The following is a 14,273-nucleotide window of genomic DNA, read 5'->3' on the forward strand; positions in this document are numbered from 1 at the left end:
CCTCGCTGCGCTCACTCATAGCGGATCCTCGGGTCGAGTACGGCGTACAGGACGTCCACCACCAGGTTCGAGACCAGGTAGACCACGACGAGCACGCTGACGATGCCCACCACCAGGGGGCCGTCCTCGGTGCGGATGCCGCGGAAGAGGTTGAAGCCCACGCCGGGGATGTTGAAGACGCCCTCGGTGATGATCGCGCCACTCATCAGGTTGCCCAGTTCCACACCGAGGAAGGTGACCACCGGGATCAGTGAGTTGCGCAGCACGTGGACGACGACGATGCGGCGCTTGACCAGGCCCTTGGACCGGGCGGTCCGGACGTAGTCGGCGCGTAGGTTCTCCGCCACCGAGGCCCGGGTGAGCCGCAGGGCGGTGGCCAGCGACAGCGAGCCGAGCACGATGCCCGGCAGCAGGAGCGCGTAGAACGTCGGGTCGGAGCCGGCGGTGGGTGGGAAGAGTTGCCACTTCACGCCCAGGAAGTACTGCGCCAGAGGCGCCAGCACGATCGTCGGGATGCCCAGCACCAGCAGGGTCAGCACCAGTGTCGAGTTGTCGAAGATGCTGGCCCGGCGGATGCCGGCGAGCACGCCGGCGGTGACACCGAAGATGATCGCCACGGCGAGCGCGATGAGCGCGAGCTGGACGGTGACCGGCCAGGCCTGCTGGAGGATGTCGCCGATGTTCCGACCGGTGAGCGACTCGCCCAGGTTGCCCTGGAGCAGGTTCTTCACGTAGTCGAAGTAGCGGTAGAAGAACCCGCCGACGCCTGTCGCGTCCAGGTGGTACCTCTCGGTCAGGTAGGCCCGTTGGGCCGGCGTCACCGGCCGCTCACCGGCGAGCGCCTGGATGGGGTCGCCCTGCCCGGCGAATGTCAGCGCGTAGACGATCAGGGTGGTCCCGAAGAACGCCAGGACCATCTGCAGTAGGCGCCGCAAGATGTAGCGGAACATGCTTAGCAGTCTCTCCGGAAATGTGCGAAAGGGTCGCAGGACGGCATCTCTGGTCGTACCCGAAATATCCGAGACGTGCCGTCCGGCCCGGGGAAGCCGGCACCACCGACGCCGGGTCCGCTACCGCGACCCGGCCCCGGTGGTGCGGTCGGGCCACCCGGGCGTCGTCGCCCGGATGGCCCGCACCATGGTCAGCTCAGCTGGCCGCTTCGATCTTGACGAGGTTGACCCGCTGGAACAGGTCCATCTGCACGTTCTTGACCTTGGACGAGTGGCCGAACACGTTCTCGCCGAAGCGGAGCGGGATCACCGGCATGTCCTTGGCCAGGATGTCCTCCGCCTGCTGGTACTTGGCGATCGCCTCGTCCTGCGTCTTGGCGGCGGAACCCTCCTTGACCAGCTTGTCGAACTCCTTGTTGCTGTAGCCGTAGTAGTTCGACGAGCCGTTGGTGCTGTACAGCGGGCCGAGGTAGTCCTCCATGGTCGGGTAGTCCATGACCCAACCCATCCGGAACGCACCCACCGGCTGCTTCTTCTCGACCTTGGTGAGCAGGTCGGCGAACTTCGGCTCGGCCGAGCCGACGGCGTCCACACCCAGGTTGGCCTTGAGCTGGTTGACCGTGGCGTCGACCCAGTCCTTGTGCCCGCCGTCGCCGTTGTAGGAGATGACGATCTTCGACGGGCCGCCGGCGGCCTGGTAGAGCTTCTTGGCCTCGGTCGGGTTGAACTCGCCCGCCTTGCCCGTGGTGTTGTCGCGGTAGCCCGGCAGGACCGGCGAGACGAAGGAACGCGCCGACGTCTGCGAGCCCTTGAAGACCGACTTGGTGATCTCGTCACGGTCGATCGCCATCGAGATGGCCTTGCGCACGTCCGGGTTGCTGTAGTCCTTGTCGAACGTCGGGAACGCGAGGAACTGGAACGACGACATCGGGCTGGTCTGGTACCTGTCGCCCAGGTCGCTCGGCGCGGTGCTCAGGCTCTCGGTGGGGATCGTCGGCAGCACGTCCAGGTTGTCCGCCTGGACGTCCGCGTAGGCCGCGGTGAGCTGCTGGTAGATCCGGAACTCGACGTCCTTGACCTTGGGCTTCTCACCCGGGTACGCGTCGAAGCGCTCGACGTCGATCTTGCTGTCGTGCTGCCAGGTGCCCTTCATCTTGAAGGGGCCCTGCCCGATCGGCGCCTGCTCGAAGCCGTCCTTGAGCACGCCCGGGGCCGAGAACGCGGCCTTCGGCAGGGGGAAGAACGCGTTGTAGCCGAGCGTGGTCTTGAAGTCGATGTACGGGTCGGACAGCGTCACGGTGAACGTGGCGTCGTCGACCTTCTTCAGGCCGGACATCTCCTTGGCCTTCGGCGCCTTGCCCTGCAGGTCCGCGTAGCCAGCGATCTTGTCGAAGAAGGCGTTGGCGTCCTGACCGTTGGGGGCGTACGCGCCGTAGTTCCAGGCGTTGATGTAGTCCTCGGACGTGACCTTCTCGCCGTTGTGGAAGGTGAAGCCGTCCTTGAGCTTGATCGTCCAGACCTTGTTGTCCGACGAGGTGATCGACTGCGCGGCGACCTCGTACGGCTTGTTCTGGGCGTCGTAGTCCACGAGCGGGCTGAACAGGCCGGCGAGCACCTGCGACCCGGACGTCTCGGTGGTGTTGGTGGGAACCAGGTGCTTCGGCTCGGCGATCTGAATGCTGACCGCCGAACTGGCGCTGCCGCCGGATCCACCGTCTCCGCCGCTGCCGCAGGCCGCGAGGCCCAGCGTCACCGCGAGCGGGAGGGCGGTCCAGGCGGCGAGTCTACGAACTCGCATCGTGCCTCCTCATCTCCTCACGCTGCGCAGTCAGGCCCGACGCTGGGTTACGCTGCGCAACAAGCGGCAACGGTAGGTCGGCGATGGGCCTTCGGCAACGACGCGGTTGCGGGTGGGTAACGGTCAGGCACCGCCGGGCTTGTCGGGGGCCGGCGTTTCTGCTAGCAAAATTCGACCTATGCGCCCTCTGGCTGCACATATTGGGTCGGCTCGCGCGCACGCTGTGCCGGCCTCGGCCGTGCTGACGCCCTCTCGTCCGGTCGTCCGGTCTCTGCCTTGCCGCAGCGGCGTGTCTGGTTCGCCGGTGACCGAATCCACAATATGTGACTGAGAGTGACTAGCGCCACGTCACTGAACGTCACACGCGGTCGATGGCGACCAGCTGGTGGCGGGCCGCTGAAGCGAGGTCGTCCGAACGGCGGGCGATGGCCGTGAGACGATCTGGTCGTGACGGCGACGCTTCTGGACGGCAAGGCAACCGCGGCGGAGATCAAGGACGAGTTGCGGATACGGGTCAAGGCACTCGCGGAACGCGGCATCACCCCCGGGCTCGGCACGGTCCTGGTCGGGGCGGACCCGGGCAGCCAGGCGTACGTCAACGGCAAGCACCGCGACTGCGCCGAGGTCGGCATCGCCTCGATCCGCCGCGAGTTGTCGGCCGACGCCACCCAGCAGCAGGTCGACGACGTGCTGGCCGAGCTGAACGCCGACCCGGCGTGCCACGGCTACATCGTCCAACTGCCGCTGCCAGCCCACCTCGACACCCAGCGGGTGCTGGAGTTGATCGACCCGGACAAGGACGCCGACGGTCTGCACCCGGTCAACCTGGGTCGGCTCGTGCTCGGCTACGACGGCCCGCTGCCCTGCACCCCGCGCGGCATCGTCGAGTTGCTCCGCCGGCACGACGTGGCCCTGCGCGGCGCCACCGTCGCCGTGGTCGGCCGCGGCAACACCGTCGGCCGGCCGCTCGGCCTGCTGCTCACCCGCCGCAGCGAGAACGCCACCGTCACCCTGTGCCACACCGGCACCCTCGACCTCGCCTCGCACACCCGCGCCGCCGACATCGTCATCGTCGCGGCCGGCGTACCGGGCCTGCTCACCGCCGACATGATCAACCCGGGCGCGGTCGTGGTCGACGTCGGCATCACGCGCGTGATCGGCGCGGACGGCAAGGGCCGCTACACCGGTGACGTGGACCCGGAGGTGGCCGAGACGGCCGGCGCGCTGGTCCCCATGCCGGGCGGCGTGGGCCCGATGACCCGGGCCATGCTGCTCAGCAACGTCGTGGAGCGCGCCGAGCGCGGCTGACTCGCCCGTCGGGTGTCGAACCAGGACGGCGGTGACGTTCGCCCCATCCCGGCGATGGCCGCCGCCCCTGGCCGGATGGGTGCCAGGATGACTGATACGGTCCGGAAAACCGACTGGTATCAGGGAGTGGGACGACCATGGGTAAGAAGGTCACTGTCGTCGGGGCTGGCTTCTACGGCTCCACCACCGCACAGCGCCTGGCCGAGTACGACGTCTTCGACACCGTAGTGATCACCGACATCGTGGAGGGCAAGCCCGCGGGTCTCGCACTCGACCTCAACCAGTCCCGGGCCATCGAGGGCTTCGAGACCAAGGTGGTCGGTGTGACCACCGGTGCCAACGGTGAGGGCTACGAGGCCATCGAGGGCTCCGACGTCGTCGTGATCACCGCTGGTCTGCCGCGCAAGCCCGGCATGAGCCGGATGGACCTGCTGGAGACCAACGCCAAGATCGTCCGGCAGGTCGCCGAGAACGTCGCCAAGTACGCGCCGAGCGCCGTCGTCATCGTGGTCTCCAACCCGCTGGACGAGATGACCGCCCTGGCGCAGCTCGCCACCCAGTTCCCGAAGAACCGGGTCCTCGGCCAGGCCGGCATGCTGGACACTGCCCGGTTCAGCAACTTCGTCGCCGAGGCACTGAGCGTGCCGGTCGCGTCGGTACGCACGCTGACCCTGGGCTCACACGGCGACACCATGGTGCCGGTGCCCTCCAAGAGCACCGTCAACGGCAAGCCGCTGCGCGACGCGATGCCGGCCGAGCAGATCGAGGAGCTGGTCGTCAAGACCCGCAACGGTGGCGCCGAGGTGGTCGCGCTGCTCAAGACCGGTTCGGCGTACTACGCCCCGTCCGCCGCCGCCGCCCGGATGGCGAAGGCCGTCGCCGAGGACTCCGGTGAGGTCATGCCGGTCTGCGCCTGGGTCGACGGTGAGTACGGCATCTCCGGTGTCTACCTCGGCGTCGAGGCGGAGATCGGCGCCGAGGGCGTCAAGCGGGTCGTCGAGACCGACCTGGACGCCGACGAGCGCGCCAGCCTCCTGGAGGCCGCCGAAGCCGTCCGCGCCAAGCAGGGCGACATCTCCAGCATGTGATCCCCCCGAACCACCGCTCGCAGGAAGGGCGCGCCGGTTAGCCGGCGCGCCCTTCGCCGTCCACCCCACCTCACCCACCCCGATACCGCGTTGATCATGAGGTTATTGCCAGTTTCGTCGGCGAGTCGTGGCAATAACCTCATGATCAACGCGGTATCGGGGTGGGCGGGGGCGGGGGCGGTAACGGGGTGGGGGTGAAGGGGTGGGACAGATGGGGGGTGGCTAGGAGGGTGGGGGAGTGGGTGTCCAGGGTTGTTCGTCGGGAGTAGCGGGCCTGTTCCGGGTTCACCTCGTGGGCGTACGCCAGGTCGGGGTCGACCAGCTGCACCATGTGCACCAGCAGGTCGCCGGTGAGCAGCACGCGTTCCTCGGCCGAGGTCACCAGCACCGACTGGTGGCCGGGCGTGTGGCCGGGAGTGGGCAGCAGACGTACCGCCGGGGTGAGGGTGGTCTCGCCGTCGACCACCCGGAGCTGGCCGGCGGCGCGCAACGGTGCGACCAGGCCGGCCGGCAGGGCCGGGTTGAGGGTCTCCGCCGCGTCGAGTTCGGCGCGCTGCACCAGGTAGCTCGCGTTCGAGAAGTACGGCCGGCCCGGCGTGCCGGTCACGGCCCAGCCGATGTGGTCGGTGTGCAGGTGGGTGAGCACGACTGTGTCGACGTCCGCGGGGTCGATGCCGGCGGCGGCCAGCTCGGCCGGCAGGCGGCCGGGCACGGGTGCCCAGCTCGCGGCCAGCGAGTCGGCCGGGCCGATACCGGCGTCGACAAGTGTGACCGGCCCGTCCCCGGATCGGATCGCGAAGCTGCGGAACGGCAGCCACCACTGCCCGTCGGTGGTCACCGCACCCGGGTCGCGGCGGTCGGCCTCCCGCCAGTGGGCCGCCGTGGCGTGCGGAAACGCCTCGCTGCGAGGTTGGAAGAAAGCTCCCTCGGAGTCGGTGAGCGCGGTGACCGTGATAGACCCGAGGGTGCGGCTCAGTGGCATCGGACGATGATTCCAGGGCATTCCTGTTCCGTGCAGCCCGGTTTTCGCCGGCCGGTCGAGGCCGGCTGGGGGCTGCCGGCCCAATTGCAGTACGCTCGTACTGCTTGAGCACGTGTCCCCCGAGAGGAGCGCCGGCCGATGGCGAAGATCAAGGTAAACAACCCGGTCGTGGAGCTCGACGGCGACGAGATGACCCGGATCATCTGGAAGCAGATCCGGGAGCAGCTGATCCTGCCCTACCTCGACGTCGACCTGCACTACTACGACCTGTCGATCCAGCACCGCGACGAGACCGACGACCAGGTCACCATTGACGCCGCCAACGCCATCAAGGAGCACGGCGTCGGCGTCAAGTGCGCGACCATCACCCCGGACGAGGCCCGGGTGGAGGAGTTCGGCCTGAAGAAGATGTGGCGGTCGCCCAACGGCACCATCCGCAACATCCTCGGCGGCGTCGTCTTCCGCGAGCCGATCATCATGTCCAACGTGCCGCGGCTGGTCCCCGGCTGGACCAAGCCGATCATCATCGGCCGGCACGCCCACGGTGACCAGTACAAGGCCACCGACTTCGTCGTCCCCGGCCCGGGCACGGTGACCATCACCTACACCCCGGCCGACGGCGGCGCGCCGATGGAGATGGAGGTCGCCAACTTCCCCGGCGGCGGCATCGCCATGGGCATGTACAACTACGACGAGTCGATCCGGGACTTCGCCCGGGCCTCGTTCCGGTACGGGTTGGACCGCAACTACCCGGTCTACCTGTCCACCAAGAACACCATCCTCAAGGCGTACGACGGCCGGTTCAAGGACATCTTCGCCGAGGTGTTCGAGACCGAGTTCAAGGACGAGTTCGCCGCCGCCGGCATCACCTACGAGCACCGGCTCATCGACGACATGGTCGCCGCCGCGCTCAAGTGGGAGGGTGGCTACGTCTGGGCCTGCAAGAACTACGACGGTGACGTGCAGTCCGACACCGTCGCGCAGGGCTTCGGCTCGCTGGGTCTGATGACCTCGGTGCTGCTCTCCCCGGACGGCCGGACCGTCGAGGCCGAGGCCGCGCACGGCACGGTCACCCGGCACTACCGGCAGTACCAGAAGGGCGAGAAGACCTCGACCAACCCGATCGCGTCGATCTACGCCTGGACCCGGGGCCTGGCCCACCGGGGCAAGCTGGACGGCACCCCGGCGGTCACCGAGTTCGCCAACACCCTGGAGCAGGTCATCGTCGACACCGTCGAGGGCGGCCAGATGACCAAGGACCTCGCGCTGCTCATCTCGCGCGACGCCCCATGGCTGACCACCGACGAGTTCATGAACGCGCTCGACGAGAACCTGGCCCGCAAGATCGCCGCCTGATCCAGGCGTACCGCGTTATCGGAGCCCGCCGGCCTCTGCGCCGGCGGGCTTCGGCGTGTCCGGGGCTGACGCGCCGGTCGGCGTCACTGCTGTCGGCGCGCCTCGTTGACCAGGATGGACGAGATGCCAGTCGCGTCCGAGGAAGGTTGACCACGGTCGACCCGCGGCACCCGTGCGCCGATCAGCCAGCCTTCCCGGCTGTGCCGTGCACAGCCAGCCGTCCCTTCCCTGCGGGGGGCCCTGTCCCGGGCCCCCCGCGCCCTGTTTCCGCGAAGGCGGCGCCGCGCAGCAGACCGTTCAGGCGGCGCGCAGCAGGTCGGCGGCGCGCTCGGGGGCGATGTCGTTGATGAAGACGCCCATCCCGGACTCGGAGCCCGCCAGGTACTTCAGCTTGTCCGTGGCCCGCCGGATGCTGAACAGCTGCAGGTGCAGGTAGCCCAGGTCGCGGTCGATGCGCACCGGAGCCTGGTGCCAAGCCGAGATGTACGGCATCGGCATGTCGAACAGGCCGTCGAAGCGGCGCAGCAGATCCAGGTAGAGCGGCCCGAAGGCGTCCCGCTCGCTGTCGCTGAGCGCCGGGATGTCCGGTACCAGCCGGTGTGGCGCGACGTGCACCTCGAACGGCCAGCGGGCGGCCGCCGGGACGAACGCCGTCCAGTGCTCGTTCTCGGTGACCACCCGGTCGCCGGTGGCGCGCTCGGCGGCCAGCACGTCCGCGTACAGGTTGCTCCCGCCGGTCCGTTCCGCGTGCCGGCGCGCCGCGGCCAGCAGCGCGCGGGTGCGCGGCGTCACGAAGGGGTACGCGTAGATCTGCCCGTGCGGGTGGTGCAGCGTGACGCCGATCTCGACGCCCCGGTTCTCGAAGCAGAAGATCTGCTCCACGCCGGGCAACTCGCCGAGCACCTCGGTGCGGTCGGCGAGCGCGTCCAGGACGGTGCGGACCCGGCGCGGCGGCAGGCTGGCGAAGGATGCGTTGTGGTCCGAGGTGAAGCAGACCACCTCGCAACGGCCGACACCCGGTCGAACAGGGGTGAACGGGGTGATCTCGCCGGGCTCGTCCACCACTCGTCCGCTGAGCGACGGGAACCGGTTCTCGAAGACCACCACGTCGTAGTCGGGCGCGGGCACCTCGGTCAGCCGGTCACCCACCGACGGGTCGAGGGGGCACTCGTTCGCCGGCGGGAGGAAGGTGCGGGTCTGCCGGTGCACGGCCACCGCCACCCACTCGTCGGTGAGCGGGTCGTAGCGCAGCTGGGACGCGGGGGGCGGCGGCGGCAGGTCGCGGCGGTCCGGCTGGTCGCGGACGGCGTCGTCGCGCTCGTCGAAGTAGATCAGCTCCCGGCCGTCGGCCAGGTCGATCGCGGTGCGTTTCACTGCGCCGCCCCCTCACTCGTCGGCGTGCGCGTCTCGCGGCCCGCCCCTGTCGCTTCTACCATGATCAATTCGCCCACGTGTTCGCCGAGTACCCGTCGTGCGGGCGGAGGCAACCGGTCGTCGCTGACCAGTACGTGTGCTGCTGCCAGCTCGACGATCGAGGAGATGCCCACCGTGCCCCACTTGCTGTGGTCGGCGAGCACCACCAGCCGGTCCGCCGCGGCCACGAGCGCCCGGTCGGTCTCGGCCTCCATCAGGTTCGGGGTGGTGAACCCGGCCCGTTCGGTGATGCCGTGGACGCCCAGGAAGAGCAGATCCAGGTGCAGTGACCGGACGGCCCCGACCGCGAGCGGGCCGACGAGCGCGTCCGACGGGGTGCGTACGCCCCCGGTGAGCACCACCGTCTGGTCCGGTCGACCCGCGGCGTGCAGGATCTCGGCCACCGGCAGCGAGTTGGTCACCACGGTCAGGCCGGGCACGTCCACCAGCCTGCGGGCCAGCTCGGCGGTGGTGGTGCCGGCGGAGAGCGCGACCGCCGCGCCCGGCCGGACCAGTTGGGCGGCCCGGTCCGCGATGGCGGCCTTCTCCGCCAGTTGGCGGACCGACTTGGCGTGAAAGCCCGGCTCGTCTGTCGAACTCGGCCCGGCCGTCGTGGCGCCGCCGTGGACCTTGGCCAGCAGGCCACGCTCCTGCAGCGCCTCCAGATCACGGCGGATGGTCATGTCGGAGACACCGAACTCGCCGGCCAACTCGGTGACCCGGACGCCGCCGGTGGACCGGACCCGCTCCAGGATGGCCGCCTGCCGCTGCTGAGCGAGCATTCGCCGTGCCTCCCCCGGGGCTTCCCGACTCTCACGCGGTCAAACGTGTTCCAACAAAGACGAACACTAGCGCGTAGTGAGCGGGGGCCGAACGGGGGCCACGGAAACGCCTCAGCCGGCCGCGATCTTCAGCTCCACCCAACCGGTCTCGGTCAGCTGGTGCAGCACGGCCTGCACCGCGTCCGCGACGCTCAGATCGGTGGTGTCCAGCACCAGGTCGGCGTCGGTCGGCTCCTCGTACGGGTCGTCGATGCCGGTCATCCCGGTGAGCAGGCCGGCGCGCGCCCGCGCGTACAGGCCCTTGCGGTCCCGGCGCTCACACACCTCCAGCGGAGTGGCGATGTGCACCAACACGAAGCCCGCCCCGGCCGCCAGGGCCATCTCGCGGGCGGTGGCGCGGGCCGCCGCGTACGGGGCGATCGGGCAGCAGATGGCCACCCCCCGATGCCGGGCGATCTCGGCGGCCGCCCACCCGATCCGCCGGACGTTGGTGTCCCGGTCGGCCTTGCTGAAGCCCAGCCCCGCGGTGAGCTCCCGGCGCACCACGTCACCGTCGAGCAGGGTCACCGTGCGGTCGCCGCTCTCCCGCAACGCGTCCGCCAGCCCGCGGGCGATCGTCGACTTGCCGGAGCCGGAGAACCCGGTCAGGAAGACCACCAGCCCGCGGTGCCGACGCGGTGGCCGGGCCCGGGCCAGCTCCCTCGCCACGGCCGGCGGGGTGTGCCACTCCGGCAGGGGAAAGCCCCGGTCGAGCAGGTCGTCGATCTCCTGCTGGGTCAGCGCGAGCCGACGGTTGCGCGGTGGGATGTCCTCCCGCCAGCGCCACTGCCCGTCCCGGTTGTCGTACGCGAGCTCGCGCGGCACCAGCACCCGCAGCCCGGCACCGGAGAGCATCTCGCCGGTGGAGAGCAGGTGGGTGACCCCGTACGCGGCGGACACCCGGGCGCGCAGCAACGCGTCGCTGATCTCCTCCCGCCGGTGCGACAGCGGCACCGCGATCACGGTGGCCGGCGGCATCCGGTCCCGGGCGGCGAAGATCGTGCGCACCAGCGCCTCCGGCGGAAGCCCACCGACACCACCCTCACCGACCGGGATCATCACGAGCAGGTGCGCGGCCAGGGTGCGGGCGGCGTGGGCGATCTGCGCGAGCTGTGGACGGTGCAGCGGTCGGTCGGCGATGACTCCCAGCACCCGGCCCGGTGGCAGCAGCGCGCGGACCTCCTCCGGGCTGCGGCGCAGCCGCTGGAACGGGCCGTGCCCACCGTCGCCGAGTCGCCGGACCTGGCCGCCCACCCCGGCCACGCCCTCGCGTACCGGCCAGACGTCGGCCACGTCCAGGGCCGCCGCCGGAGCGCCCTCGCCGTCGGTCAGCACCAGCGCCCGGCGGGCCGGGTCGCCCGGATCGAAGCTCTGGGCCAGCGCCGCCGGCACCTGTAGGGTCACCGCGACCTGCCACGGAGTGCCGTCGGCCAGTTGGCCCCGCCGGCTGACCGACACCAGGTCGGCGCGGGTCATGAAACCGCTCAGTGGGGCGTACGCACCGGTCAGCAGCAGCTCCAGATCAGCCAGCTCACCGGGACGCGGCGTGTACGCCGGCGCGTCCCGTAGCACCTCGTCGGGCAGCACCCAGCCGTTGCTCATCCACGCCCCCCACTCGCTGACCGGCACACAGTTTCGCAGCCGACCGTCGATCGGTCGAGGCCGCCACTCCACGACTCCCGTGGGCGGCCGTCCTCGGATCGCCGTCTGGACTCCGCCTCGGCCCGACCGCCCTGATGAAACAGGCCTTAGGGGTCCGTCGGGGCAAGGATCAGGGGAGCACGGGGGGCGAGCCGCTGTCCGCGACGGGTGTCGACTCCCTACGCTGGCAGCGTGACACTGATCGCGACCCAGTCGCTCACCAAGACGTACGGAGGTCGGGTCACCGCGCTCGCCGACCTCACCGTCGCCGTCGAGCCCGGGATCATCGGCCTGGTGGGCGCGAACGGCGCCGGAAAATCCACGTTGATCAAGATTCTGCTCGGCCTGATCCCCCCGACCAGCGGTCAGGTCTCGGTGCTCGGCATCGACCCGTCCGCCGACCCGGCGGCGGTTCGTGCCCGCGTCGGCTACATGCCCGAGCACGACTGCCTCCCACCCGACCTGTCCGCCGCCGAGCTGGTCACCCACCTCGGCCGGATGAGCGGCCTACCTCGCACCGCCGCCCGCGAGCGAGCCTCGGAGGCCCTGCGGCACGTCGGGCTCTACGAGGAGCGTTACCGCCCGGTGGGCGGCTACTCCACCGGCATGAAGCAGCGCGTCAAGCTGGCCCAGGCGCTGGTGCACGACCCCGACCTGCTGCTGCTCGACGAGCCGACCAACGGCCTGGACCCGGCCGGCCGGGACGCCATGCTGGCGCTGGTGCACCGGATCGGCACCGAGTTCGGCATCTCCGTGCTGGTCTGCTCGCACCTGCTCGGCGAGGTGGAGCGGATCTGCGACACGCTGATCGCCATCGACGGCGGCAAACTGCTGCGCGCCGACCACATCTCCGCGATGACGTCGGCCACCGACGTGCTCGCCGTGGAGGTCAGCGAGGGCACCGAGGAGCTCGCCGCCCGGCTCGCCGAGCTCAAGCTGCCGGTGGCACGGGACGGGCGACTGCTCCTCGTGCCACTGGCGGACGACGCCACCTACGACCTGATCCTCGGCGCGGTCGCCGAACTGGACCTGCCACTGCACCGACTGGACCAGCGCCGGCACCGGGTGGCCGAACTCTTCGCCACGAGGGAGCTCTCCCATGCCTGAGCCGACCGCAGCCGCCGTGCGCCCCGCGCCGACCGGCGTCATCCACGACATCGGCTACCAGCGCTACGAGGGCCCGAGGCTGGGCCGCCGCCACGTCTTCGGCGCCCTCTACCTGCACGGGGTACGTACCGTGTTCGGGTTCGGGCGCAGCGCCAAGGCGAAGATCTTCCCGTGGCTGGTGGTCGGCATCGTCACCCTGGTCGCGGTGGCTCTCGCGGCCATCCGCAGCCAGATCGGCGAGGTGGTCGCCACGTACGCCCAGTTCGCCGACTCGATGAGCTGGCTTGTCATCTTCTTCGTCGCGGTGGCCGCGCCCGAGTTGGTCTCCCGGGACCTGCGCAGCGGTGTGCTGCCGCTGTACTTCTCCCGACCGCTGCCACGCACCGACTACGCACTGGCCAAGCTGCTGGCGCTTGTCACGGCGCTCTGGCTGCTGCTCGGCGGACCACAGTTGCTGATGTTCCTGGGTGCCGCGTTCACCACCAAGGACGGGATGAGTGGGGTCTGGAACGAGCTGCTCGACCTGCTGCCCGGGCTGCTCTACGCCGGGCTGTGGGCGGCGGTCTTCGCCTCGATCGGGCTGCTGGTCGCCTCGCTGACCGGCAAGCGCGCCTTCGCCGCCGGTGGGGTGGTCGCGGTCTTCCTGATGACCACCCCGATCGTCGGGGTGCTGAGCATCCTGCCGTCGCGTGCCGCCAACGAACTGGCCGGTCTGGCCTCACCCACCACGCTGGTGCGGGGGACGGGCATCTGGGCGCTCGGCGACCTCCTCTTCGACGACGGCGAGGCCGGCCTGTCGATCGGCGGGTTCGGCCCGGTCTACGCCCTGGCCGCGGTGCTGTTGGTCGCCGGCGCGACCGCCCTCCTGCTGGTCCGCTACCGGAAGGTCGCCTCCTGATGAGCACGCTGAGCCTGACCGGGGTGTCCCGGTGGTACGGCAACGTGGTCGCGGTCAACGACATCAGCATGGCCCTGGGGCCGGGCGTGACGGGCCTGCTCGGCCCGAACGGCGCCGGCAAGACCACCCTGCTGCACATGATGGCCGGTTTCCTGTCCCCGTCGCGCGGCACGGTCACCCTCGACGACCAGCCGACCTGGCGCAACCCCGACGTCTACCGGCGGCTGGGGCTGGTCAGTGAACGGGAGGCGGTGCAGGGTTTCCTCACCGCGTACGAGTTCGTGTTGGCAAGCGCGAAGCTGCACCGGCTGGCCGACCCGGCGGCGGCGGCCCGGCGGGCGATCGACCTGGTGGAGCTGGAGTCGGCGCAGGACCGCCGGATCGGCACGTATTCCAAAGGCATGCGGCAGCGGGCCCGGGTGGCCGCCGCGATGGTGCACGACCCGCAGGTGCTGTTGCTCGACGAGCCGTTCAACGGGATGGACCCGCGCCAGCGGCTGCACATGATGCAGCTGCTGCACACGCTTGGCGACGCCGGCCGGACCATCCTGTTCAGCTCGCACATCCTGGAGGAGGTCGAGCAGGTCTCCGGGACGGTGCAGGTGATGGTGGCCGGGCGGTTGGCGGCCTCCGGCGACTTCCGGACCATCCGCCGGTTGATGACCAACCGTCCGCACGTGTTCGCGGTGCGGTCGACGAACGACCGGGCCCTGGCCGTCGCGCTGATCGCCGAGCCGTCGGTCAGTGGGGTCGAGCTGGACCCCACGGGTCTGACCGTGCGGGCCGGCGACTACGGCGCCTTCACCCGGGCACTGCCCCGGATCGCGCTCAAGCAAGGCATCCGGGTGCGCCAGCTGGTGCCGTCCGACGAGTCTCTGGAGAGCGTCTTCTCCTACCTGGTGGAGGCCTGA

General features: G+C 70.2%; 12 protein-coding genes. 6 read left to right on the forward strand and 6 right to left on the reverse strand.

What is annotated here, in order from left to right; all coding sequences use genetic code 11:
* Window positions 1–11: 11 nt before the first annotated feature.
* Window positions 12–950: an ABC transporter permease gene (locus AB0B57_RS10905; protein ID WP_357067679.1), complete on the reverse strand. Its 939-nt coding sequence runs from the start codon at window positions 948–950 to the stop codon at window positions 12–14.
* A 196-nt stretch (window positions 951–1,146) separates the two neighbouring features.
* Window positions 1,147–2,748: an ABC transporter substrate-binding protein gene (locus tag AB0B57_RS10910; protein WP_357067681.1), complete on the reverse strand. Its 1,602-nt coding sequence runs from the start codon at window positions 2,746–2,748 to the stop codon at window positions 1,147–1,149.
* 447 nt (window positions 2,749–3,195) lie between these two features.
* On the opposite strand from AB0B57_RS10910, the gene AB0B57_RS10915 reads away from it, so the two are divergent.
* Together AB0B57_RS10915 and AB0B57_RS10920 are read left to right on the forward strand one after the other, a co-directional pair.
* The gene (locus AB0B57_RS10915) at window positions 3,196–4,056 is read left to right on the forward strand and encodes a bifunctional methylenetetrahydrofolate dehydrogenase/methenyltetrahydrofolate cyclohydrolase (RefSeq protein WP_357067683.1); all 861 of its coding nucleotides are present in this window, start codon (window positions 3,196–3,198) and stop codon (window positions 4,054–4,056) included.
* A 137-nt stretch (window positions 4,057–4,193) separates the two neighbouring features.
* Window positions 4,194–5,144: a malate dehydrogenase gene (locus AB0B57_RS10920; protein WP_357067685.1), complete on the forward strand. Its 951-nt coding sequence runs from the start codon at window positions 4,194–4,196 to the stop codon at window positions 5,142–5,144.
* 145 nt (window positions 5,145–5,289) lie between these two features.
* On the opposite strand, the gene AB0B57_RS10925 is transcribed toward AB0B57_RS10920, so the two are convergent.
* Window positions 5,290–6,126 carry an MBL fold metallo-hydrolase gene (locus AB0B57_RS10925; protein ID WP_357067687.1) on the reverse strand — a complete coding sequence of 279 codons (837 nt, stop codon included), beginning with the start codon at window positions 6,124–6,126 and terminating at the stop codon, window positions 5,290–5,292.
* Between the two features lie 138 nt (window positions 6,127–6,264).
* Between AB0B57_RS10925 and AB0B57_RS10930 the strand changes: the two genes are divergently transcribed.
* On the forward strand, window positions 6,265–7,482 hold the full coding sequence (locus AB0B57_RS10930) for an NADP-dependent isocitrate dehydrogenase (RefSeq protein ID WP_357067689.1): 1,218 nt from the start codon (window positions 6,265–6,267) through the stop codon (window positions 7,480–7,482).
* 297 nt (window positions 7,483–7,779) lie between these two features.
* Here the strand turns inward: AB0B57_RS10930 and galT are convergent, their stop codons facing one another.
* From galT to cysC, 3 genes are all read right to left on the reverse strand, one after another.
* The gene (gene galT, locus AB0B57_RS10935) at window positions 7,780–8,856 is read right to left on the reverse strand and encodes a galactose-1-phosphate uridylyltransferase (RefSeq protein WP_357067691.1); all 1,077 of its coding nucleotides are present in this window, start codon (window positions 8,854–8,856) and stop codon (window positions 7,780–7,782) included.
* The gene (locus AB0B57_RS10940; protein WP_357067693.1) at window positions 8,853–9,677 is read right to left on the reverse strand and encodes a DeoR/GlpR family DNA-binding transcription regulator; all 825 of its coding nucleotides are present in this window, start codon (window positions 9,675–9,677) and stop codon (window positions 8,853–8,855) included. The genes galT and AB0B57_RS10940 overlap by 4 nt, the downstream gene beginning before the upstream one ends.
* A gap of 111 nt (window positions 9,678–9,788) precedes the next feature.
* Window positions 9,789–11,318 carry an adenylyl-sulfate kinase gene (gene cysC, locus AB0B57_RS10945; RefSeq protein WP_357067695.1) on the reverse strand — a complete coding sequence of 510 codons (1,530 nt, stop codon included), beginning with the start codon at window positions 11,316–11,318 and terminating at the stop codon, window positions 9,789–9,791.
* Window positions 11,319–11,549: 231 nt separating this feature from the next.
* Between cysC and AB0B57_RS10950 the strand changes: the two genes are divergently transcribed.
* Genes AB0B57_RS10950 through AB0B57_RS10960 form a run of 3 tightly spaced genes read left to right on the forward strand, consistent with a single transcriptional unit; the run spans window position 11,550 to window position 14,273 of the window.
* Window positions 11,550–12,464, forward strand: coding sequence for an ABC transporter ATP-binding protein (locus AB0B57_RS10950; RefSeq protein WP_357067697.1), 915 nt, complete (start codon window positions 11,550–11,552; stop codon window positions 12,462–12,464).
* Entirely contained in the window at window positions 12,457–13,362 is a 906-nt protein-coding gene (locus AB0B57_RS10955) for an ABC transporter permease (protein ID WP_357067699.1), read from the forward strand. The genes AB0B57_RS10950 and AB0B57_RS10955 overlap by 8 nt, the downstream gene beginning before the upstream one ends.
* Window positions 13,362–14,273: an ABC transporter ATP-binding protein gene (locus tag AB0B57_RS10960; protein WP_357067701.1), complete on the forward strand. Its 912-nt coding sequence runs from the start codon at window positions 13,362–13,364 to the stop codon at window positions 14,271–14,273. The genes AB0B57_RS10955 and AB0B57_RS10960 overlap by 1 nt, the downstream gene beginning before the upstream one ends.

The organism is Micromonospora sp. NPDC049101 (assembly GCF_040648675.1).
Classification (GTDB): Bacteria; Actinomycetota; Actinomycetes; order Mycobacteriales; family Micromonosporaceae; genus Micromonospora.

What these genes read in the sequence shown, in the direction of transcription:
- AB0B57_RS10910 (WP_357067681.1), bottom strand. Translation starts at nt 2,748, where the DNA reads ATGCGAGTTCGTAGACTCGCCGCCTGGACCGCCCTCCCGCTCGCGGTG.
- AB0B57_RS10930 (WP_357067689.1), top strand. Translation starts at nt 6,265, where the DNA reads ATGGCGAAGATCAAGGTAAACAACCCGGTCGTGGAGCTCGACGGCGAC.
- AB0B57_RS10960 (WP_357067701.1), top strand. Translation starts at nt 13,362, where the DNA reads ATGAGCACGCTGAGCCTGACCGGGGTGTCCCGGTGGTACGGCAACGTG.
- AB0B57_RS10905 (WP_357067679.1), bottom strand. Translation starts at nt 950, where the DNA reads ATGTTCCGCTACATCTTGCGGCGCCTACTGCAGATGGTCCTGGCGTTC.
- AB0B57_RS10940 (WP_357067693.1), bottom strand. Translation starts at nt 9,677, where the DNA reads ATGCTCGCTCAGCAGCGGCAGGCGGCCATCCTGGAGCGGGTCCGGTCC.
- AB0B57_RS10925 (WP_357067687.1), bottom strand. Translation starts at nt 6,126, where the DNA reads ATGCCACTGAGCCGCACCCTCGGGTCTATCACGGTCACCGCGCTCACC.
- cysC (WP_357067695.1), bottom strand. Translation starts at nt 11,318, where the DNA reads ATGAGCAACGGCTGGGTGCTGCCCGACGAGGTGCTACGGGACGCGCCG.
- AB0B57_RS10920 (WP_357067685.1), top strand. Translation starts at nt 4,194, where the DNA reads ATGGGTAAGAAGGTCACTGTCGTCGGGGCTGGCTTCTACGGCTCCACC.
- AB0B57_RS10955 (WP_357067699.1), top strand. Translation starts at nt 12,457, where the DNA reads ATGCCTGAGCCGACCGCAGCCGCCGTGCGCCCCGCGCCGACCGGCGTC.